Annotated in this window: 22 protein-coding genes; 19 read left to right on the top strand and 3 right to left on the bottom strand. The window is 48.3% G+C overall.

Annotation, left to right across the window (positions count from 1 at the left end):
- Window positions 1-65 precede the first annotated feature (65 nt).
- The 7 genes from zapE (at window position 66) to HMPREF2675_RS02495 (ending at window position 6,771) form a co-directional block, all read left to right on the top strand.
- Window positions 66-1,202 (top strand): cell division protein ZapE, encoded by a 1,137-nt coding sequence (gene zapE / locus HMPREF2675_RS02525; protein ID WP_070813965.1) that lies wholly within the window; start codon window positions 66-68, stop codon window positions 1,200-1,202.
- Window positions 1,203-1,296: 94 nt separating this feature from the next.
- Complete coding sequence (gene ndk / locus HMPREF2675_RS02520; RefSeq protein WP_004519785.1) at window positions 1,297-1,722, top strand: nucleoside-diphosphate kinase; 426 nt, start codon at window positions 1,297-1,299, stop codon at window positions 1,720-1,722.
- 168 nt (window positions 1,723-1,890) lie between these two features.
- Window positions 1,891-2,979, top strand: coding sequence for a dual-specificity RNA methyltransferase RlmN (rlmN, locus tag HMPREF2675_RS02515; protein WP_003747025.1), 1,089 nt, complete (start codon window positions 1,891-1,893; stop codon window positions 2,977-2,979).
- 8 nt (window positions 2,980-2,987) lie between these two features.
- Window positions 2,988-3,743 (top strand): type IV pilus biogenesis/stability protein PilW, encoded by a 756-nt coding sequence (pilW, locus tag HMPREF2675_RS02510; RefSeq protein WP_003683469.1) that lies wholly within the window; start codon window positions 2,988-2,990, stop codon window positions 3,741-3,743.
- A complete protein-coding gene (locus tag HMPREF2675_RS02505) occupies window positions 3,744-4,625 on the top strand; it encodes a helix-turn-helix domain-containing protein (RefSeq protein ID WP_070813964.1) in 882 nt (293 codons plus the stop codon).
- Window position 4,626: 1 nt separating this feature from the next.
- Window positions 4,627-5,892 carry a flavodoxin-dependent (E)-4-hydroxy-3-methylbut-2-enyl-diphosphate synthase gene (ispG, locus tag HMPREF2675_RS02500; protein WP_070813963.1) on the top strand — a complete coding sequence of 422 codons (1,266 nt, stop codon included), beginning with the start codon at window positions 4,627-4,629 and terminating at the stop codon, window positions 5,890-5,892.
- Window positions 5,893-5,925: 33 nt separating this feature from the next.
- Window positions 5,926-6,771: a DUF817 domain-containing protein gene (locus HMPREF2675_RS02495; RefSeq protein ID WP_070813962.1), complete on the top strand. Its 846-nt coding sequence runs from the start codon at window positions 5,926-5,928 to the stop codon at window positions 6,769-6,771.
- A gap of 58 nt (window positions 6,772-6,829) precedes the next feature.
- Here HMPREF2675_RS02495 and HMPREF2675_RS02490 read toward each other — a convergent pair whose 3' ends face one another.
- The gene (locus tag HMPREF2675_RS02490; protein ID WP_070813961.1) at window positions 6,830-8,371 is read right to left on the bottom strand and encodes an L-lactate MFS transporter; all 1,542 of its coding nucleotides are present in this window, start codon (window positions 8,369-8,371) and stop codon (window positions 6,830-6,832) included.
- 225 nt (window positions 8,372-8,596) lie between these two features.
- Window positions 8,597-9,178 carry a superoxide dismutase gene (locus HMPREF2675_RS02485; RefSeq protein ID WP_003683473.1) on the bottom strand — a complete coding sequence of 194 codons (582 nt, stop codon included), beginning with the start codon at window positions 9,176-9,178 and terminating at the stop codon, window positions 8,597-8,599.
- A gap of 154 nt (window positions 9,179-9,332) precedes the next feature.
- Between HMPREF2675_RS02485 and dnaB the strand changes: the two genes are divergently transcribed.
- The 6 genes from dnaB to HMPREF2675_RS02455 all read left to right on the top strand — a co-directional run bounded on the left by dnaB (window position 9,333) and on the right by HMPREF2675_RS02455 (window position 14,222).
- Entirely contained in the window at window positions 9,333-10,739 is a 1,407-nt protein-coding gene (dnaB, locus tag HMPREF2675_RS02480) for a replicative DNA helicase (protein ID WP_036490624.1), read from the top strand.
- 157 nt (window positions 10,740-10,896) lie between these two features.
- Complete coding sequence (locus HMPREF2675_RS02475; RefSeq protein WP_070814082.1) at window positions 10,897-11,562, top strand: GspH/FimT family pseudopilin; 666 nt, start codon at window positions 10,897-10,899, stop codon at window positions 11,560-11,562.
- A gap of 15 nt (window positions 11,563-11,577) precedes the next feature.
- Window positions 11,578-12,225 (top strand): type IV pilus modification protein PilV, encoded by a 648-nt coding sequence (pilV, locus tag HMPREF2675_RS02470; RefSeq protein WP_210399840.1) that lies wholly within the window; start codon window positions 11,578-11,580, stop codon window positions 12,223-12,225.
- A 2-nt stretch (window positions 12,226-12,227) separates the two neighbouring features.
- On the top strand, window positions 12,228-13,187 hold the full coding sequence (locus HMPREF2675_RS02465; protein WP_070813959.1) for a PilW family protein: 960 nt from the start codon (window positions 12,228-12,230) through the stop codon (window positions 13,185-13,187).
- Window positions 13,166-13,711 carry a pilus assembly PilX family protein gene (locus HMPREF2675_RS02460; protein ID WP_070813958.1) on the top strand — a complete coding sequence of 182 codons (546 nt, stop codon included), beginning with the start codon at window positions 13,166-13,168 and terminating at the stop codon, window positions 13,709-13,711. The genes HMPREF2675_RS02465 and HMPREF2675_RS02460 overlap by 22 nt, the downstream gene beginning before the upstream one ends.
- A 4-nt stretch (window positions 13,712-13,715) precedes the next feature.
- A complete protein-coding gene (locus HMPREF2675_RS02455) occupies window positions 13,716-14,222 on the top strand; it encodes a PilX family type IV pilin (RefSeq protein ID WP_070813957.1) in 507 nt (168 codons plus the stop codon).
- Between the two features lie 51 nt (window positions 14,223-14,273).
- Here the strand turns inward: HMPREF2675_RS02455 and HMPREF2675_RS02450 are convergent, their stop codons facing one another.
- Window positions 14,274-14,894, bottom strand: a complete 621-nt coding sequence (locus HMPREF2675_RS02450) for a Smr/MutS family protein (protein ID WP_070632886.1) — start codon at window positions 14,892-14,894, stop codon at window positions 14,274-14,276.
- Between the two features lie 136 nt (window positions 14,895-15,030).
- Between HMPREF2675_RS02450 and HMPREF2675_RS02445 the strand changes: the two genes are divergently transcribed.
- The 6 genes from HMPREF2675_RS02445 (at window position 15,031) to mutL (ending at window position 21,420) form a co-directional block, all read left to right on the top strand.
- Window positions 15,031-15,408, top strand: coding sequence for a hypothetical protein (locus HMPREF2675_RS02445; protein ID WP_070813956.1), 378 nt, complete (start codon window positions 15,031-15,033; stop codon window positions 15,406-15,408).
- 135 nt (window positions 15,409-15,543) lie between these two features.
- Complete coding sequence (trpE, locus tag HMPREF2675_RS02440; RefSeq protein WP_070813955.1) at window positions 15,544-17,019, top strand: anthranilate synthase component I; 1,476 nt, start codon at window positions 15,544-15,546, stop codon at window positions 17,017-17,019.
- Window positions 17,020-17,062: 43 nt separating this feature from the next.
- Entirely contained in the window at window positions 17,063-17,632 is a 570-nt protein-coding gene (locus HMPREF2675_RS02435) for an RNA 2'-phosphotransferase (protein ID WP_070813954.1), read from the top strand.
- A gap of 83 nt (window positions 17,633-17,715) precedes the next feature.
- Window positions 17,716-18,852, top strand: a complete 1,137-nt coding sequence (locus tag HMPREF2675_RS02430; protein WP_070813953.1) for a 5-(carboxyamino)imidazole ribonucleotide synthase — start codon at window positions 17,716-17,718, stop codon at window positions 18,850-18,852.
- Window positions 18,853-18,924: 72 nt separating this feature from the next.
- Window positions 18,925-19,407 carry a GNAT family N-acetyltransferase gene (locus HMPREF2675_RS02425; protein ID WP_070813952.1) on the top strand — a complete coding sequence of 161 codons (483 nt, stop codon included), beginning with the start codon at window positions 18,925-18,927 and terminating at the stop codon, window positions 19,405-19,407.
- 36 nt (window positions 19,408-19,443) lie between these two features.
- Window positions 19,444-21,420, top strand: coding sequence for a DNA mismatch repair endonuclease MutL (gene mutL / locus HMPREF2675_RS02420; RefSeq protein WP_070813951.1), 1,977 nt, complete (start codon window positions 19,444-19,446; stop codon window positions 21,418-21,420).
- The last annotated feature ends 37 nt before the right edge of the window (window positions 21,421-21,457 follow it).

Below are 21,457 nucleotides of genomic sequence, written 5' to 3'. Positions count from 1 at the left end.
CTACTGTCCAAATTATTGCGGAAGATGTTTCGACTATCGCCAGCAAAACATAATAAAGGTTATACATGAGCAATAGAGACCAACTATTTACGCCACCGCCATTTGAAAACCACAGCCCATTGACTTGGTATCAGGCCGCCGCCGAACAACCCAACTTCATCCGTGACGAAGCACAAGCACGAGCCATTGAATATTTGGATCGCTTATGGACCGAGCTGATGATGTTCAAACGCAAACGCAACCGTTTTCTCGGCCGTAGCTTGCGTTCCCCTCAAGTACCTAAAGGACTCTATTTTTATGGCGGCGTAGGGCGCGGTAAAAGCTTTTTGATGGATGCTTTTTTCGGCTGCCTCCCTTATCGTCGTAAGCGTCGCGTGCATTTCCATGCCTTTATGGCCGAAATTCATCAACGACTAAAAGCTTTAAAGAGTGAAGCAAATCCTTTAAAAGCCGTTGCAACAGAAATTGCCAAAGAAACACGCGTATTATGCTTTGACGAATTCCATGTCAGTGATATTGCTGATGCCATGATTTTGGGCCGTTTGCTGGAAAACCTGTTGAGTGAAGGTGTAGTCTTGGTAGCCACTTCCAACTACGCCCCATCCGAACTCTATCCTCAAGGCCAAAACCGCAGCAGCTTTCTACCAACCATCGCCCTTATCGAGTCCAACCTGACCGTTTTAAATGTAGATGGTGGCGAAGATTACCGATTGCGCACACTACGTCCTGCCGAAATTTTCTTTGTGCCCAATAATGAAGAGAACGAGCAAAAACTGGCTGCTTTATTTAAAGAAATGAGCGGAATCTCTGAATTAAACCCAGGCATCAGCATTATTCATGGACGGGAAATTCCCCATAAAGCCCAGTCAGAACGCGCCATCTGGTTTGATTTCCGCGCATTATGTTTTGGCCCGCGCTCACAAGCTGACTATCTGTATTTAGCCGAACATTACGAGATGGTTTTCCTTTCAGGATTAGAACGCCTAACCCCTCAAGAAAAAGCAGAAGCACGCCGCCTGACATGGTTAATTGACGTTTTATACGATTTCCGTGTGAAATTGTGTGCCACCAGCGCAGTTGGCGTAAACGATATTTACGTTGAAGGCGATTTTGCCGAAGAATTTACCCGTACAGCCAGCCGTATGATCGAAATGCAATCCGAAGTCTATTTGGAACAACCACACCTGACTTTAAGCAAATAATGCCTTTCCCAAAAAGGGGCGAAATTTGGTAGAATACACTTCCCTCGCCTCTTGGCTACGGCAACTTACCTATTAATAAAAACAAGGACATAACATGGCCATCGAACGTACGATTTCCATCATCAAACCCGATGCAGTAGAAAAAAACGTCATCGGCAAGATTTACAGCCGCTTTGAAGAAAACGGCTTGCGCATTATTGCGGCGAAAATGAAACATCTCTCTGAGCGTGAAGCAAAAGAGTTTTATGCCGTACACAAAGACCGCCCTTTTTATGAAGACTTGGTTAAATTCATGACTCGCAATCCTGTCATGATTCAAGTATTGGAAGGTGAAAACGCCGTTGCCAAAAATCGCGAATTGATGGGCGCAACCAATCCAGCCGATGCAGCTCCTGGCACAATCCGTGCCGACTTTGCAGAATCTGTCAGTGTCAATGCCGTACATGGTTCTGACAGCGTGGAAAATGCTGCAATTGAAATTGCTTACTTCTTCAGCCAAAGCGAAATCTGCCCACGCTAAGAGTAAAAGCCTATAGCCGCTTTACGGCCGTCCGATTTATATCGGACGGCAAAACTGCTTTGTATGTCCTACAAATTAAAGGCCGTCTGAAAACCCAAAGGCTTTTAAAGCAAAGCTGCCCAATAAGCCCCTTTGCTTTAAAAGCTTTACTGAGAAACATAAAAATACATGAAAACCAATCTACTGAACTACGATTTAAACGGACTGACGCAACACTTTGCCGAAATGGGCGAAAAACCTTTTCGCGCCAAGCAGGTAATGCGTTGGATGCATCAAGCCGGTGCACAAAACTTTGAAGAAATGACTGATTTGGCCAAATCATTACGCGCCAAGCTGAATGAACAAGCCACAATCGAAGTGCCTAAATTAATGATGGCACAAGAATCTACTGATGGCACACGCAAATGGTTGCTGGATGTCGGCACGGGCAACGGTGTAGAAACCGTCTTCATTCCCGAAGCCGAACGCGGTACTTTGTGTATCTCTTCCCAAGTCGGTTGCGCATTGGAATGCACCTTCTGCTCTACCGGACGACAAGGTTTCAACCGTAATCTGACTGCCGCTGAAATTATCGGTCAGCTTTGGTGGGCCAATAAAGCCATGGGCGTTACCCCAAAAAACGAACGCGTTATCTCCAACGTGGTGATGATGGGTATGGGCGAACCCATGGCAAACTTTGATAATGTTGTTACCGCTTTGAGCATTATGCTGGATGATCACGGCTACGGCTTGAGCCGCCGCCGCGTAACTGTTTCCACTTCGGGCATGGTTCCACAAATGGACAGACTGCGTGATGCAATGCCTGTTGCTTTAGCCGTGTCTTTACACGCATCCAACGATGAAGTGCGCGATCAAATTGTTCCACTCAACAAAAAATACCCGCTCAAAGAATTGATGGCGGCTTGTCAACGTTATCTAGTCAAAGCCCCCCGCGACTTTATTACCTTTGAATACGTTATGCTCGATGGCATCAACGATAAAGCACAACATGCGCGTGAATTGATTGAATTGGTTAAAGACGTACCCTGCAAATTCAATCTGATTCCGTTCAATCCTTTCCCAAATTCCGGCTACGAACGTTCTACCAACGAAAATATCCGTATCTTCCGCGATATTCTGCAACAAGCCGGCTTTGTCGTTACTGTCCGCAAAACCCGCGGCGACGATATCGATGCCGCTTGCGGACAATTGGCCGGACAAGTACAAGATAAAACACGCCGCCAACAAAAATGGCAACAAATTTTGGTCGAACAATAAGGTTAATTATGAAAATCAAGTTCGGATTCGCTTTACTTACCGCACTGACTCTTTCTGCCTGCGCATCCTCTTCCGGACCAAGTCCCAAAGAACGTGCCATTCAGGTTTCTAATATCAAAACCCAGCTTGCCGTAGAATATATGCGCGGCCAAAACTATCGCCAAGCTACCGAAAGTATCGAAGAGGCGCTTAAATTCAATTCAAAAAACGATATTGCTTGGTTGGTACGCGCTGAAATTTACCAGTATCTGAAAGTCCGCGATAAAGCTCAGGAAAGCTTTCTTAAAGCATTGTCTTTAAAACCGGATAGTGCTGAAGTTAACAACAATTACGGTTGGTTCTTATGCAATCAAATGAATGCACCTGCCGAATCTATGGCTTATTTTGATAAAGCACTGGCCGACCCGACCTACCCGAGCCCCTTTATTGCCAATATGAATAAAGGCATTTGCAGCGCAAGGTTAGGCCAATACTCTTTGGCTCAAGCCTATTTGGAAAGGTCTTTGGCGGCCAATCCACAATTCTTCCCTGCTTTCAAAGAGCTTGCCCGAACCAAAATGATGGCAGGCAATCTGAACGATGCCGACTATTATTTCCGCCAATACCAAAGTAAAGTCGATGTCCTGCAGGCTGATGATTTACTTTTAGGCTGGCGCTTGGCCACCGCCTTGGGCAATAAACACGCCGCATACGAATACGAAGCCCAACTTAGGGCAAACTTCCCTTATTCAGACGAACTACAAACTGTCACAACAGGCCACTAAATGGAAAATAACGATAAAATCAACTACGACACACAAGCCGCCAAAACATTGGGAGATGAATTACGCAAACACAGAACTGATGCCAAAATCGATATTCAAGATGTTGCTTCACGGTTGAAACTGTCTGCCGAACAAATTGATGCTTTGGAAAAAGGGGAATATTCCGGCTTTCCCGGTTTAGTCTTTGTTTCAGGCTATCTGCGTTCATATGCACGATTTCTGAAAATCGACGAACAAACCATCGCCAAACATTTGCTCTCCATTACTCCGCAACTTGAAGACCATGTATACGCGGTAACACGCAGCGCCAACGCCGGCTTAAGCTACAAAGACACTGAAAAACAAGGTTTCCCAAAATGGATATTGGGGATAGCCGCACTGGCTTTGGCTGTAGGCGGTGTTTACTTTTGGCAAAGTAAATCCAGTTTTGAAAACGAGCAGGCAAATATTCAAAACAGCAAAGATGTTGCCGATACGATGAAAACGCCTGCTTTGAAAACGGATAATGTCGCCGTTAGCGAAATGACCGAAGAGGGTAAAAAAGAAATTACCAATAAGCCTGAAGCAGCCAATGAACAAGCAGCTTCAGCTGCTTCTGCCGTTGTAGAAGAAAAGCCTACCGTCAAAGTCGAGAAAGACGAACTGTGGATTAAAGTCCAATACCGGAGCAATCTGATTATTACAGACAAAGATGGAAAAGTAGTATTCAGCCGCATTGTTCCGGCCGGAAGCGAACATCGTCTGAGAGGCGGCGCGCCTTATAATGTTTGGATCGGTATTGCAGCCGGTTCGGAAGCCAATTACGGCGGCACACCAATCGAACCTTTAAAACACCGTGTTGCCGGTGAAAAATCCGCCTCTTTTGTTGCAGGAAAAAACTAAAATGACCACACCTAAACGCCGTCTGACACATCAAGTACAAATCGATCATCTCATCGTCGGTTCGGATGCGCCCGTTGTTGTGCAATCTATGACCAATACCGACACCGCAGATGCAGAAGCAACCGCCCGACAGGTCAAAGAGTTGAGCGATGCCGGCTCGGAAATGGTACGCATCACGGTCAATACTCCGGAAGCGGCTTCCAAAGTCGCCGAAATCCGCAGCCGCTTAGACGATATGGGTTACACCACACCCCTAATCGGCGACTTCCATTTCAATGGCGAACGCTTATTGGCTGAATTTCCCGAGTGCGGAAAGGCCCTGTCTAAATACCGCATCAACCCGGGCAATGTCGGCAAAGGCGCAAAAGGCGATGAGAAATTTGCCTTTATGATTCGTACAGCGGCAGAAAACAATAAAGCCGTACGCATCGGTGTGAACTGGGGTTCACTTGATCAAAGCCTTGCCAAGCGCATGATGGATGCCAACTTAGCCTCTGCCACACCGAAGCCGCCTGAAGAAATCATGAAAGAGGCTTTGATTGTTTCGGCGCTGGAGTCGGCAGAAAAAGCCGTGGCTTTGGGCTTGCCTGAAGATAAAATCATTTTGTCGTGCAAGGTCAGCGCCGTACAAGACTTGATTCAGGTTTACCGCGAATTGGGCAGCCGTTGCCACTATCCGCTCCATCTCGGTCTGACCGAGGCCGGCATGGGCAGCAAAGGTATTGTGGCATCTACCGCTGCCTTGGCTGTATTGCTGCAAGAAGGTATCGGTGACACCATTCGAATCTCCCTAACCCCCGAGCCCGGCAGTTCGCGCACTCAGGAAGTCATTGTCGGTCAGGAAATCCTGCAAACCATGGGCTTGCGTTCCTTCACACCAATGGTTACAGCCTGCCCGGGCTGCGGCCGTACCACCAGTACCGTATTCCAAGAATTGGCGCAAGACGTACAAAACTATTTACGCCAAAAAATGACTGTTTGGCGCACTGAGTATCCAGGCGTTGAATCATTGAACGTTGCCGTAATGGGTTGCGTAGTCAATGGCCCGGGCGAAAGCAAGCTTGCCGATATCGGTATCAGCCTGCCAGGCACTGGAGAGACACCGGTTGCGCCGGTTTATGTAGACGGCGAACGCAAAGTGACCCTCAAAGGCGACAATATCGCTGCCGAGTTTTTGCAAATCGTTGAAGATTATGTCAAAACCAACTATTGTGAAGGTGGCGCAAAACGTAAGCAAAACCGTGTCATTCCGATTCAGTCCGCCTAAAACATTATCAAGCTAAAGAGGCCGTCTGAAAATATGTTGGGCAAACTGGATACTTGGCTGACTGAGCATCCCAAACGCAAGGATTTGCATGGTTGGCGACGCTTTATCGTTGAATTTTGGTTTTTCGGTTTGAAAGAAGCACGAGCCTGCTTATTTGCAGGCTTGTTTTTCATTGCTATGTTTCTTATTCCGAAAACAGGTTGGCTGGGAATTTCGCGCTACGACCTACTGCTGATTTTTGCCGTCTCCGTACAAGCGGCCATGCTGTATTTCAAGCTGGAAACTTGGGACGAAGTAAAATCGATTACGCTGTTTCACTTGGTGGGCTTTGCTTTAGAGTGGTTCAAAACATCGGGCAGTATCCAATCCTGGAGCTATCCGGAAGAAGCATATACCAAAATCGGCGGCGTACCGCTGTTTGCGGGCTTTATGTATGCCGCGGTCGGCAGCTATATTATCCAAGCATGGCGGCTGTTTGACCTCAAAATCAAAAGCCATCCGCCGTATTGGTTGGGCACTTTGTGCGCACTGGCGATTTATATCAATTTTTTCACCCATCACTACATCGGCGACTATCGCTGGTATCTTGCAGCTTTTGCTCTCGGTCTATACGCCCGGACGACAGTCTTGTACACGCCCTATGACACCACTCGCAAAATGCCGCTCCTGCTCGCTTTCGTCCTGATTGGATTTTTCATTTGGCTGGCGGAAAATTTAGGAACTTTATTCGGCGTTTGGCGCTATCCCAACCAAATCGGCGCGTGGGCATCGGTACACATCAGCAAATGGAGCTCATGGGCTTTACTGGTGATGATGACTTTTACCATCGTTGCGAATTTAAAACATATCAAGCATACCATCAGCGTATCGAAAGATTAGTTGTTTAACATTTAAAAAGGCCGTCTGAAACTTTCAGACGGCCTTTCATTTTCAACAATCAATTAAACAAACTTAAGGCTTTCACAAACACCATAATGACGCCGTAGCCCAAAGGAATGCAGACCAAAGCCCAGCGCCACCATACACCGATACCGCCCGCTGATACTTTTTTACTAATCAGATAGGCATCGGATACAGCGGTTTCATCATCGGGATTGCGGCTATGTGCCGCTACTTTAATGTCTTTCTCGTGATGCTTTTCATGAACCGAACGGACACTCAAGTTACACAGCAAACCGACAATCAACAAACCCGCCATGATGTACATGGTAATACTATAAGCCTCGGCAGCCGGAACGCCGCTTTCAATTTGACTTTGGCGGATATAGTTAACCAATACCGGGCCAATAACGGCCGCAGTTGACCATGCCAGCAAAATCCTGCCATGGATTGCACCGACTTGATAAGTGCCGAACAAATCCTTCAAATACGCCGGAATGGCTGCAAAACCGCCGCCATACATGGAAATAATGACGCAAAAACCAATGACAAACAAAGCCTTGTTACCGCTCCCGCCAATAGACGGAATGGCGAAATATAACAGCGAGCCGAGCACGAAGAAAATGGTATAAGTATTTTTACGGCCGATTTTATCGGACACGCTGGACCACAAAAAGCGGCCGCCCATATTAAACAGGCTCAACAGGCTCACAAAACCTGCCGCCGCACCCGCACCAATGGCCGCTTGTTTTCCTACAGATGCCTCGGAAAAAAGCTCCTGAATCATGACGGAAGCCTGTCCCAGCACACCAATACCGGCCGTTACATTCAAACACAACACCCAAAACAAGAGCCAGAATTGCGGCGTTTTCATGGCTTGTGAAACATTGACATGATTGCTGCTGACCAATTTGCTTTTGTTTTTCGGCGCAACATAACCTTTAGGTTTCCAGCCATCGGCAGGTATGCGGATGGTAAACGCGCCGAACATCATCAATACCAAATAAAACAACCCTAAAACCACAAAAGTCTGTGCAACGCCAACCGAAGTTTCACTGGAGAAAAAATTCATCAGCGACACGGATAAAGGCGAGGCCAACATCGCGCCGCCACCAAAGCCCATAATCGCCAAGCCTGTCGCCATACCCGGTTTATCGGGAAACCATTTCATCAAAGTCGATACAGGCCCGATATAGCCCAAGCCCAAACCAACCCCGCCAATCACACCGTTACCCAAATAAAGCAAAAACAGATTGTGCGTATGAACGCCAATAGCCGACACAAAAAAGCCCAAACTAAAACAGCAGGCTGCAACAAACATCGCCTTACGCGGCCCAACGCGTTCCATCCAAGTTCCGAACATGGCCGCAGACGCACCCAACATCGCCAAGGCAATACTGAAAATCCAACCGACCGTGGTCAGCTTCCAATCTCCGGCAGCCGACTCAGTGATACCGATAAGCTTGGTTAAAGGCGCATTAAACACGGAATAAGCGTATATCTGCCCAATGGCAAGATGCACAGCCAAAGCGGCAGGCGGTACCAGCCAACGATTAAAGCCGGGTTTGGCAATGGTCGCCTCACGGTCTAAAAACTTCATAAAATCCTCTTATCTTATGTATGTCAAACGCTGATTCCATATCATATGGAATCGAAAAATTGTTAACAATATTGTAACATTAATCTCCCATTTTCCTTTTTGTCCGCTCCATGATAATTTTGCGCATCAGACAGAAAAAACATTCATCTAAACCATTTTCCTCATCCAATATCAACAAAAAGGCCGTCTGAAAATCTTTCAGACGGCCTTTTCATTCATATCGTTTTATGCGGCGAAGCGTTTGGCAACTTCATCCCAGTTAACGATTTCCCAAAAACCTTTTAGGTAGTTAGGACGGCTGTTGCGGTAGTCGATGTAGTAGGCGTGTTCCCATACGTCGCAAGTCAACAGCGGAGTATTTTCAGTAGTCAGCGGAGTACCTGCATTGGAAGTAGAAACCAGATCCAATTCACCGGCAGGCGTTTTCACCAACCATGCCCAACCGGAACCGAAAGTACCGGCCGCACAGGCATTGAACGCTTCTTGGAATTTCTCGAAGCTGCCCCATTTGGCATCGATGGCCGCAGCCAATTCACCGGCAGGTTTGCCTTGGCCTTTAGGGGTAAAGCCCAGCCAGTAGAAAGTGTGGTTCCAAGTTTGGGCAGCGTTGTTGAACATACCGCCGGAAGATTTTTTCACGATTTCTTCCAAAGGCATTTCTTCAAACTCAGTGCCTTTGATTTGATTGTTCAAGTTGGTGATGTAGGTTTGATGGTGTTTGCCGTAGTGGAACTCCAAAGTTTCTTTGGTCAGATGTGGGGACAATGCGTCCAGTTCATAAGGCAGTTGTGGCAGCTTATGTTCCATTTTTGTGCTCCTGATTGTTGATATTTATATTTTGGTAGTGTGCGTCGTCATATTGACAACATGACTATTTTACCTGCTTTAGCCTAAACAAACCAATTGAACTTACACTGCGTTATAATAGCGGATTACAATTTTCCAGCCAGAGATGCCCGTCATGAGCAATTATTCCGACATGCCGTCTGAAGACCGTGAAATCAGCGCATTATCCTTGCCGCCGCATTCCACAGAAGCGGAGCAATCCGTTTTGGGCGGCCTGATGCTGGAAAATTCTGCTTGGGACCGTATTGCCGATGTCGTTTCCGGCGAAGATTTCTACCGCCACGAACACCGCCTGATTTTTCGTGCCATTGCCAACCTGATTAACGAAAGCCGCCCTGCAGACGTCATTACCGTTCAGGAAAGTTTGGAACGCAATGAAGAATTGGAAGCGGCAGGCGGATTCAACTATCTGATTACGCTGGCGCAAAACACGCCATCCGCAGCCAATATCCGCCGCTACGCCGAAATCGTGCGCGAACGTTCCATCATGCGCCAGCTTGCCGAAGTCGGCACGGAAATTGCACGCAGTGCATACAATCCGCAAGGGCGCGATGCAGGCCAGCTTTTGGACGAGGCGGAAAACAAAGTATTCCAAATCGCCGAAAGTACCGCCAAATCCAAACAAGGCTTTCTTGAGATGCCCGACCTGTTGAAAGAAGTGGTCGAGCGCATCGATATGCTTTATTCGCGCGACAATCCTGATGAGGTAACCGGCATATCGACAGGTTTTATCGATCTCGACAAAAAAACATCAGGCCTCCAACCGGGTGATTTGATTATCGTCGCAGGCCGTCCGTCTATGGGTAAAACCGCCTTTTCGATCAATATTGCCGAACACGTTGCCGTAGAGGGCAAACTGCCTGTCGCTGTATTCTCGATGGAGATGGGCGGTGCGCAGCTGGTTATGCGTATGCTGGGTTCAGTCGGACGTTTGGATCAAAGCGTTTTGAAAACTGGCAGATTGCAAGACGAACACTGGGGCCGTCTGAACGAAGCGGTCGTTAAACTTTCCGATGCACCCATGTATATCGATGAAACTCCGGGCTTGACCGCGCTCGAACTACGCGCCCGCGCCCGTCGCCTTGCGCGCCAGTTCAACGGCAAATTGGGTTTGATCGTCATCGACTACCTGCAATTGATGTCAGGCTCCGGCCGTTCTGACAACCGCGCTTCCGAGCTTGGCGAAATTTCCCGCTCCCTCAAAGCATTGGCGAAAGAGTTGCAAGTTCCCGTCATTGCCCTGTCGCAGTTGAGCCGTACGGTTGAGCAGCGTACCGACAAACGCCCGATGATGTCCGATTTGCGTGAATCCGGCGCAATCGAACAAGATGCCGACTTGATTATGTTCATGTATCGTGATGAATACTACAACTCAGAATCACCCGCAAAAGGCTTGGCGGAATGTATTATCGGCAAACACCGTAACGGTCCCGTCGGGAAAGTATTCCTCACTTGGATGGGTCAATTTACCAAATTTGATAATGCTGCCTATGTTCCAGAATCCATGTTGATGGAAGATTGAGACAGATTGTCTGAAAAACTAACCGAATTTCATATTTCATTAGTCACGCATTACAAAATCGTTTAAAATAAATCTAATAAAAGCAAAAGCATTGCCGCAGGCAAGTGCAAAAGAGAAAACGTCAGTTACCCAACACATTACTACCAAAAAATCACTCATGTATCAGACACAAAAAGGCTTCACCCTAATTGAGTTGCTGATTGTCATTACTATTGCAGCAGTAATGGCCGTCATCGCACTTCCCAATATGAATCAATGGATTGCCTCCAGACGTGCAGCATCGCAAGCAGAGCAAATTGCCAATCTGCTGCGCTTCGCTCGTAATGAGGCCGTCCGTCTAAATCTTCCCGTTTACATCTGCCCGGTCAAAATCAAATCTGATGGTTCGCCCAATAATGGTTGTAATTCCAAATATGCCGGTAATGGTATGTTGGCCTACGCCGATAAAAACGAAGACTTACGCTATCAAAACGATACCGTCGATTTATCCATCCGCTCCATTATTCTTAATGGGGATACCGACAAAGTGGAATACAGCTTCGACTATATCCCTATCAGCAATGACCGTTCTGCCCTCTCTGCTTCAGCTTCAAAAGAAGTCTGGTGGAGATTCCTGCCCAATGGTACATTTAGCCATTCAACTGATGGCAAGGATTATCAATTTTCAGACGGCCACATCAAAATCAGCCTGACAGATAAATCTGCCACCGATGCTGAAACCAAGAAAGCCCGTGCTACCGTACTTTTAATTAATGGCAATGGGCATGTCGAAATCTGTGCCAAAAACGATGAGCGCAAAATGTGCGAATACACTTCCAAATGATAACAACGGTATCTTATGAACATTACTAATCCTACTCATCTCAGATCATTTAAAGGCCGTCTGAAAACCAGCCCAACAAGCTTTACCCCAAAACTTCAATCAGGTATGACCCTGATTGAAGTTTTGATTGCCATGTTTGTCCTTGCTATCGGCGTACTCGCCCTGCTGGCTGTTCAATTGCGTACCGTATCCAACGTACGTGAGTCTGAAAATCAAACCACAGTCGCCCAAATTACACAAAATCTAATCGAAGGTATGCTCATTAATCCGACTCTCTCTGAAGAAACCGATACTGCAGGCGAAAAAACTACCCGTTATAAAAAATCCTATGATGCCTATCTAAAATCCGACTCTAAACAAACTGGAAAATTTGAAGCCAAAATGAGCAAAGCCCAACTTGCACAGGCTCAAATTGCACAGTTTAAGGCCGACTTAGCCAAAGCCCTTCCCGAAGCCCAAGTGTTCTCAACCATCTGCAAAGATTCTTCCGGTGCAGAGCCGACTTACGAAAATGGCTTCCAAGCAAACTGCGATGGCAAAGGCGACACGACCATTGTTAAAGTTTTATGGCTGCAAGATGTCGAAGAAGAAAATAGCGCAAAACATCTCAATACATCGGGGCATCATGTTGTCTATACCTACCAATCACGCGTAAGAGACTAACAATGAACAATAAACGCTTACTCAACCATATTCCAAATAAAAGTGCTATTCGAGGCTTCAGCATCCTTGAATTTCTGGTTGCCAGCCTGCTCAGCATGATCGTCTTAATGGCTGTCAGCTCCACCTACTTTACTGCGCGCGGATTAAACAAGTCTGCCAACGCCCGTATCGGTATTCAACAAGATTTGCGCAACACCGCCAATATGATCGTCCGTGATGCGCGTATGGCAGGCAATTTCGGCTGCTTCAATATGTCGAATTCTCCTGCCTCTGCAGTGATAGAAGACAAAAGCTCAGCTGAATATGCCTTGAAAACAGCCGGTGTTAATAAGCTGTTACCGGTTAAAGAAATCAATTTAAGCTATCCCGGCTTTACTCAAATCGGCCCAGCCCTGCTGTTTCAATACGGTATCGACATCGACAAGGCAAAATCTACTGCAAAAACTGCCATTGTCAGCAGCTGCTCCCGTATTGCCAAACCTCACACAAAAATTAAAGATTTGGATACGGCAAAATCGGCTTTGAATTTAAAAATTACCGACTCTGATCAAAACGGCAGTATCGCCATCATGAAACATGAAATGATTACCTACGCCGTTGGTACGCTTGGCGAAGAGAGCAAAGAGCGCAGCTTATTCCGTTTCCAATTATCTGATGACGGCTCATGGGGTAATCCGCAGCTGTTGATTAAAGGCATCACTGCTATGGATATCCATTATATCTATGCAGAATGTTCTGATTCTGAAAATGCATCAGCAAGTGGAGCAAATGCGGAAACCTTTTATGAAGATAAATTTGATACCTCAAAGGCTGAGGCTTACTCTCTAGCTTCTGTCCAAATCATATTAAATAAGGATAAGGGCAGCATTAACCCCTCAAAAGAACAAGACAATAAAGTCGATATCTATAATATTAATGCCACTATCCGCGGAGGAAACGTATGCGCCGACCGATCACTCTAATCAAACCTGACCGGCAGCAGGGCTATGCTTTGTTTATCGTTTTAATGATGATGGTCGTCATCGCCCTGCTCGTGGTCACAGCTACCCAATCCTACAATACTGAACAGCGTATCAGCACCAATGATGCCGACCGCAAACTGGCAACCACCCTAGCCGAAGCTGCACTGCGTGAAGGTGAAAATCAAATTTTTGATATTGAAGGGAAAAAGACTACTTTTACCGCAAAATGTGAAAAAGGTTTATGTTCCACACCAAATGTAAAATCCAATGGCGATTTTACTGAAGAAGGTAGCCCAACCGTAGATGCTTGGAAGCGTAAATGCGACAAAAGCCTGTGTATTGACACCAATGGTACGGAATATCCTTTAGATAAAAAAAGCGGCATCGCAAACAATCCACGCTACATCATCGAATATTTAGGCAAAACTACCGAGGGTCGAATTACCTACCGCGTTACTGCCAAAGCATGGGGTAAGAATGCCAATACCCAAGTCGTTCTTCAGTCTTACGTTGCCAGCGAATAATATAATGAATACCACCTCTACCAAACAACTAGGCTTTACGCTGGTTGAGATGATGATTGCTGTCGCCATCTTAGCCATCCTGAGCGTGATTGCCATTCCCTCTTACAATCGCTACATTGAACGTGGCTACCAATCACAAGCGCATGCCGAGTTAGTCGCCATCAATTCTGCTTTTAAAAACCAGATGGTTAAAAATCCAAAGTGGGAAACTGATAGGATTGAAAAGGAATTGGATGCCTTTATTTCCTCATATAAAGGCCATAAAGATTTGGCAGACAAATACAAATACTCTGCCGAAATGATTGATACCAGTACAAGCCGAGCCTCCAATAAAAGCCGAGCCTATCGTTTGAAAGCCATTCCCACCAAAACAGGCTATACCCTTTCCGTTTGGATGGATAGTTTGGGCAATGCTTACAAATGTACTGATATTAATTCTGCCAAAGATTCCAAAACTACAATGACCAATGGAAAAGGTTGCGAATCGGTTTCCAAAAAGAAATCTTCTTAGACTGGCAAACATAAAAAAGCAGTGTCATCTTACTGACACTGCTTTTTTATTTTACTGCTTCCAATCATCGTCTCGGCGTTGACGTTTCAACAAAATCCTGACTGCACCATCATTGCCTTGTCGAGGCTCGACATAAGCCAACACATCAGGATGCTGCATCAACCAGCGGCGCGTCATATTTTTTAAAACCGGTTTATAGCCTGCAGAACCCAAGCCGCTGCCGTGGACAATCTCGCCGCAAACGCCGCGTTTTTTCGTAAACTCAATAAACTCGTTCAATACCTGCTGCGCTTCTTCCTGCGTATAGCCATGCAAATCCACATCAGCTACCACAGGATAATGGCCGTTTCGCAAACGCATCAAATCATTTTTACCCTGCCCGTTTTTACTGAACGAAGCCGGCGGTTCTTCCCAGCCGCCGCTACCCACATAAAAATAATCTTCCTGCTCCAAAGTTGCCATTTCTTTAGGTCGCGGCTTGATAGGTGATTTATCACGGGGCTGTTCATAATAGTTACCGGCATTTTTTAACGGCGTAACCTTGCCAACCGCCTTGCTGAAGTCCACATCCTCTACCTGCTTTTTAGCCTTCGCTTCGGCTTCCCGCTCCGCTGCTTCCTTTTTCGCCTGTTTGCCCAAAGCCTTCAGCGTTTCTTGAAAGTTTGCCGTCATGGTTTGTCCTTTCCAAAAAATTGATTGCGCACATTATAGCAAACCCGGCTACAAGGCCGTCTGAAAGACTCTTATCATCGCTTCTTGTTTAGGGTATAGTATTAACGCATTGCCAGTCCTATAAAAGAGAAAAATCATGTTTAAACGCCCGGAAGAAATTATTGTTTTGGTACTTGCCCTATTATGGGTCGCACTCAGCTACTACTTTGCCGCCATCCTGATTTCAGATGCCTACACCATTCTCCTGATTACCGTACTGACTTTCGTTTGGGCGGCCATCTGTTTCCTTTTATGGCAACGCAACTTAAGCCGTCATATTTGGCCGCTGTTCCTCGGCAGCCTAGTTGCCTGTTGGTGGCCGTACTTCACTTGGCTTGCAAGCGATGTTCCCGAAGGTACATGGTATTCAGGCTGGACATTCAAATCCATTATTGCCCTGATTCCCGTTATTGCCGCTTATCTCTTCAAGTGGAAACGAAGCCGGAAAAACAAAATCTCCAATACCCTTGCCTGATACCTCGCGCCGTCTTTTTCAGACGGCGTTTTCCATATCTGACATAACGCTCAGACTGTCAACAATCCCAATAAAATGCTATACTCTTCACACGATTTAACACCCTAAAACAGGCCGTCTGAAAGACTTATCAAGATGATCAGCAAACAAGAATACCAAGCCCAAGCCGCACAAGGTTACAACCGCATTCCACTCGTTCAAGAGCTGCTTGCCGACTTGGACACACCGCTCTCAATCTACCTCAAACTTGCCAACAAGCCTTTCACCTACCTGCTCGAATCCGTTGTCGGTGGCGAACGCTTCGGCCGCTATTCTTTTATCGGCCTGCCTTGCAGCCACTATCTCAAAACCAGCGGCAAACATGTCGATGTGTATCAAAACGGCGAAATCGTCGAACAACACGACGGCAATCCCCTGCCCTTTATCGAAGCCTTCCACAACCGCTTCAAAACGCCCGAAATCCCAAGCCTGCCGCGCTTTACCGGCGGCCTGGTCGGCTACTTCGGTTATGAAACCATCTACAATTTCGAACATTTTGCCCACCGCCTGAAACATACGGCCAAAGCCGATCCGCTCGGTACGCCCGACATCCTCCTGATGCTCTCGCAAGAGCTTGCCGTAGTGGATAACCTAAGCGGCAAAATCTACCTGATTGTTTATGCCGATCCGTCTCAAGCCAACGGCTACGAACGCGCACGCGAACGTCTTGAAGACATCCGTACCCAGCTACGCCAAAGTTGCGCCATCCCGCTTTCCCTCGGCAGCAAACAAACCCAAGCAGTCAGCGAATTTGAAGAAGAACCTTTCAAAGCCTGCGTCAATAAAATCAAAGACTACATCTTTGCAGGCGACTGCATGCAGGTTGTCCCCAGCCAACGCATGAGCATGGAATTTACCGATAATCCGCTTGCCCTCTACCGCGCCCTGCGTACGCTGAACCCATCGCCGTATATGTTCTACTACGATTTCGGCGATTTCCATATTGTCGGCTCTTCACCCGAAATCCTCGTCCGCCGAGAACGCGACGATGTCATCGTCCGCCCTATCGCCGGCACACGCCTGCGCGGCAAAACACCAGCCGAAGACCTCGCCAACGAACAAGACCTGCTGAGCGATGCCAAAGAAATTGCCGAACACGTCATGTTGATTGACTTAGGACGCAACGACGTCGGCCGCATCAGTAAAACCGGCGAAGTCAAAGTCACCGACAAAATGGTGATTGAAAAATACTCCCATGTAATGCACATCGTCTCCAACGTCGAAGGCCGTCTGAAAGACGGTATGAGCAACATGGACATCCTTGCCGCCACCTTCCCTGCAGGCACACTTTCCGGCGCCCCAAAAGTCCGCGCCATGGAAATCATCGAAGAAGTCGAACCGAGCAAACGTGGCATCTACGGCGGCGCAGTCGGCGTATGGAGTTTCAACAACGACATGGACTTGGCCATTGCCATCCGCACTGCCGTGATTAAAAACAATACCCTCTTCGTCCAAAGCGGCGCAGGCGTAGTTGCCGATTCCGACCCAACATCCGAATGGCAGGAAACCCAAAACAAAGCCCGGGCAGTAATTCGCGCAGCGCAAATGGTGCAAGAAGGATTGGATAAATAATTTTCAGACGGCCTGCGCTCTGAAATGACTAAACAATAAGATTATGATACTAAAAGAAAAACAACTAAAATCCATCAGCAAATTCCTCAGCTTTATCTTACGTCATCATCCCGAGCAAATCGGCATTACTTTGGATAAAGACGGCTGGGTGGATATTGATACCCTGCTGACGCAGGTAAATCATCCCGAGCGCGGCTTTACGGGTAATCCGCTGACCTACGAAGTATTGCTGGAAGTGGTCGAAAACAACGATAAAAAACGGTTTACCGTATCAGAAGACGGCAAACGCATCCGCGCAGCGCAAGGTCATTCGACGGCACAAGTTCAAGTTGAACACAAAGTGGCAACGCCTCCTCAGATTTTGTATCACGGTACGGCTGAGCACTCTGTTCCGTCTATTTTGGAGCAAGGCCTGCATTCTGCCTCGCGCCATTTTGTCCATCTGTCTGCCGATGCCGCAACAGCCGTCAACGTCGGCTCCCGACACGGCAAGCCGGTTGTATTGACCATCGACACTGTCGCCATGCTTGCGGCAGGACATCAATTTTATTTGGCGGACAATGGCGTATGGTTAACTGAAAACGTTCCGCCGCAATTTATCGGCAAACTTTAAAACATCAGGCCGTCTGAAACCCATAAACCCTTTTCAGACGGCCTGCAAACACCCTACCCAATTTCTTTATAAAGCGATTATCCATGAACACATCCCCCATCCTCCCTCCTGCTATGCTCGGCATTCTTGGCGGCGGACAATTAGGCAGAATGTTTACTGTTGCTGCCAAAACCATGGGCTACAAAGTAACCGTACTCGATCCCGACCCGAATGCGCCGGCAGCGGAATTTGCCGACTGCCATTTATGCGCGCCATTTGATAATGAAGCAGCTTTGGAAGAATTAGCAAAATGCGCGGCAGTTACGACCGAGTTTGAAAACGTCAATGCCGACGCGATGCGTTTTCTCGCCAAACATACCAATGTTTCCCCCAGCGGCGACTGCGTTGCCATCGCGCAAAACCGCATTCAGGAAAAGGCATGGATACGAAAAGCAGGTCTGCAAACCGCACCATATCAAGCAGTTTGCAAGGCCGAAGACATTACTGAAGAAAGCGTACAATTTTTGCCCGGCATCTTGAAAACTGCCACTTTGGGCTACGACGGCAAAGGCCAAATCCGCGTAAAAACATTGGATGAACTCAAAGCCGCATTTGCCGAACACGGCGACGTGGATTGCGTTTTAGAAAAAATGGTGGGCTTGCGCGGCGAGATTTCCGTTATCGTATGCCGTCTGAACAATGACAACGTGCAAACTTTCGACCCTGCCGAAAACATTCACGAAAACGGCATCCTCGCCTACTCCATCGTCCCTGCGCGTCTGAGTGCCGACATTCAGCAACAGGCGCGACAAATGGCGCAGCGTTTGGCCGATGAATTGAACTACGTCGGCGTATTGGCAGTAGAAATGTTTGTTGTCGGCGATACACATGAATTGGTCGTCAACGAAATCGCACCGCGTCCGCACAACTCCGGCCACCATACCATCGACGCCTGTGCGGCAGACCAATTCCAGCAACAGGTTCGCCTGATGTGCAACCTGCCGCCTGCTGACACCAAATTGCTGAGTTCTTGCTGTATGGCGAATATTTTAGGCGACGTTTGGAAGGAAGACGGCGGCGAACCAGAATGGCTGCCGCTGCAAAGCAACCCGAATGCACATCTGCATCTTTACGGTAAAAAAGCCGCGCGCAAAGGCCGAAAAATGGGCCACTTTACCGTCTTGGCCAACGATGCGGACAACGCGTTCCAAACCGCACAAACCTTACATCAAAGCCTGTAACCTTACCCACTTTTTTCAGACGGCCTTTGATTGCCAAAGGCCGTCTGAAATCAATTTTTCCGACCATCCGCCATGAGCCTTCTGACCATCCTCCGTCCAGCAACCGAAAAAGACTGCCAAGACATACACAACGCCCATCTGCATGCCGTTCAATACGCCTGCATCCGCAGTTACGATGAAACCATTATGCACGCATGGGAAAGTCTGCTCGACATCAACAGCTATTTGGAAACCATCTCCGATAAAAACAAAGCATTGTGGGTGGTCGAATACAAAGGGCTGATTCAAGGCTTCTTCCAAGTCGATTTCAAAGAAGCGCAACTGGACGCCTTATACGTCCATCCGCTCTTCCACAATCTCGGCTTGGGCACGGCCCTGCTCAGCCGCGCCGAAGAAATGGCACGAAATGCAGGCCTCAGCTTTCTCAAACTGTATGCCTCACTCAATTCCGTGCCTTTTTATCGGCTCAATCGCTACGAGTCGCTCGGTACTGCCGTGTTGCAGCTGAACAAAACCGTCCGCGTCGAATGCGAATTGATGCGCAAATACCTGTAATTTCCCCTTCCGCCGTTGCTTTTTTGAAAGAAACCAATGTCCCGAATTGCCGCCCTGCCCGACCATCTTGTCAACCAAATCGCCGCCGGCGAAGTGGTCGAACGTCCTGCCAACGCCTTGAAAGAAATCGTTGAAAACAGCATCGATGCAGGCGCGACAGCGATTGATGTCGAGCTGGCCGGCGGCGGCATCCGCCTGATTCGCGTCAGCGACAACGGCAGCGGTATCCATCCGGACGACATTGAGCTTGCGCTCCACCGCCACGCCACCAGCAAAATCAAAACTTTAAACGATTTGGAACACGTTGCCAGCATGGGCTTTCGCGGAGAAGGCTTGGCAAGCATCGCCTCCGTCAGCCGCCTGACCCTGACCAGCCGTCAAGAAGACAGCACGCATGCGACCCAAGTCAAAGCCGAAGACGGCAAACTCAGCAGCCCTACCGCCGCCGCCCACCCCGTCGGCACCACCATCGAAGCCGCCGAACTCTTCTTCAATACCCCTGCGCGACGCAAGTTCCTCAAATCTGAAAACACCGAATACGCCCACTGCGCTACCATGCTCGAACGCCTCGCGCTGGCGCATCCGCACATTGCCTTCTCACTCAACCGCGACGGCAAACAAGTGTTCAAACTTCCTGCACAAAGCCTGCATGAACGGATTGCCGCCATTGTCGGCGATGATTTTCAGACGGCCTCATTGGAAATTGACAGCGGCAATGGCGCGCTAAGGCTCTATGGCGCGATTGCCAAGCCGACTTTCGCCAAAGGCAAAACCGACAAACAATTCTGCTTCGTCAACCATCGTTTTGTCCGCGACAAAGTCATGCTCCATGCCGTCAAACAGGCATACCGAGACGTTTTGCACAACGCGTTGACGCCTGCTTTCGTCCTCTTTCTCGACCTGCCGCCCGAAGCCGTGGATGTCAACGTCCACCCGACCAAAACCGAAATCCGCTTCCGCGACAGCCAGCAAGTACACCAACTCGTGTTCCACACGCTCAACAAAGCCCTTGCCGACACGCGTGCCGACTTGACCGAAAGCGTCAGCAACGCAGGCGAAGTGTTGCATGACATTACCGGCGTTACGCCTGCACCAATGCCGTCTGAAAACAACAGCGAAAATCTGTTTGATAGCGCATCCAACTACCCGACAGGCAACAAATCCGACACACGCAATGCCTTTGGTTCATCAGGCAAAACCGCGCCCATGCCTTACCAAGCTGCACGCGCACCGCAACAACGCAGCCTGTCCCTGCGCGAAAGCCGCGCGGCCATGAATACTTACGCCGAACTCTACAAAAAAACCGACGATATCGACCTTGAGTTGAGCCAATTCGAGCAGGCACGTTTCGGCAATATGCCGTCTGAAATCCCTACCCAAAAAACAGATACGCCGCTTTCAGACGGCCTTCCATCACAATCCGAACTGCCGCCGCTCGGCTTTGCCATTGCCCAATTATTAGGCATCTACATCCTTGCCCAAGCCGAAGACAGCCTTTTGCTCATCGATATGCACGCCGCTGCCGAGCGCGTCAACTACGAGAAAATGAAACGCCAACGTCAGGAAAACGGCAACCTGCAAAGCCAACGCCTGCTTATTCCCGTAACCTTTGCCGCGTCCCACGAAGAATGCGCCGCCCTTGCCGATCATGCCGAAACGCTGGCAGGCTTCGGGCTGGAACTGTCCGACATGGGCGGCAATACCCTTGCCGTCCGCGCAGTTCCCGCCATGCTCAGCAAAGCCGACGTCGTTTCATTGGCCAAAGATGTTTTGGGTGAACTTGCCCAAGTCGGCAGCAGCCAAACCATCGAAGAACACGAAAACCACATCCTCGCCACCATGTCCTGCCACGGCTCCGTCCGCGCCGGCCGCCAACTTACCCTGCCGGAAATGAATGCGCTCCTGCGCGATATGGAAAATACGCCGCGCAGCAACCAGTGTAATCACGGCCGTCCGACTTGGGTCAAACTGACTTTAAAAGAATTGGACGCACTGTTTTTGCGCGGACAGTAATGCCAATAAAAAGGCCGTCTGAAACTGCTTTCAGACG

Source organism: Neisseria sp. HMSC061H08, from assembly GCF_001836795.1.
Lineage (GTDB): Bacteria > Pseudomonadota > Gammaproteobacteria > Burkholderiales > Neisseriaceae > Neisseria > Neisseria subflava_A.
Note: the sequence above shows the minus strand (reverse complement) of the source record. Positions and strands in the feature narration are given on the sequence as shown.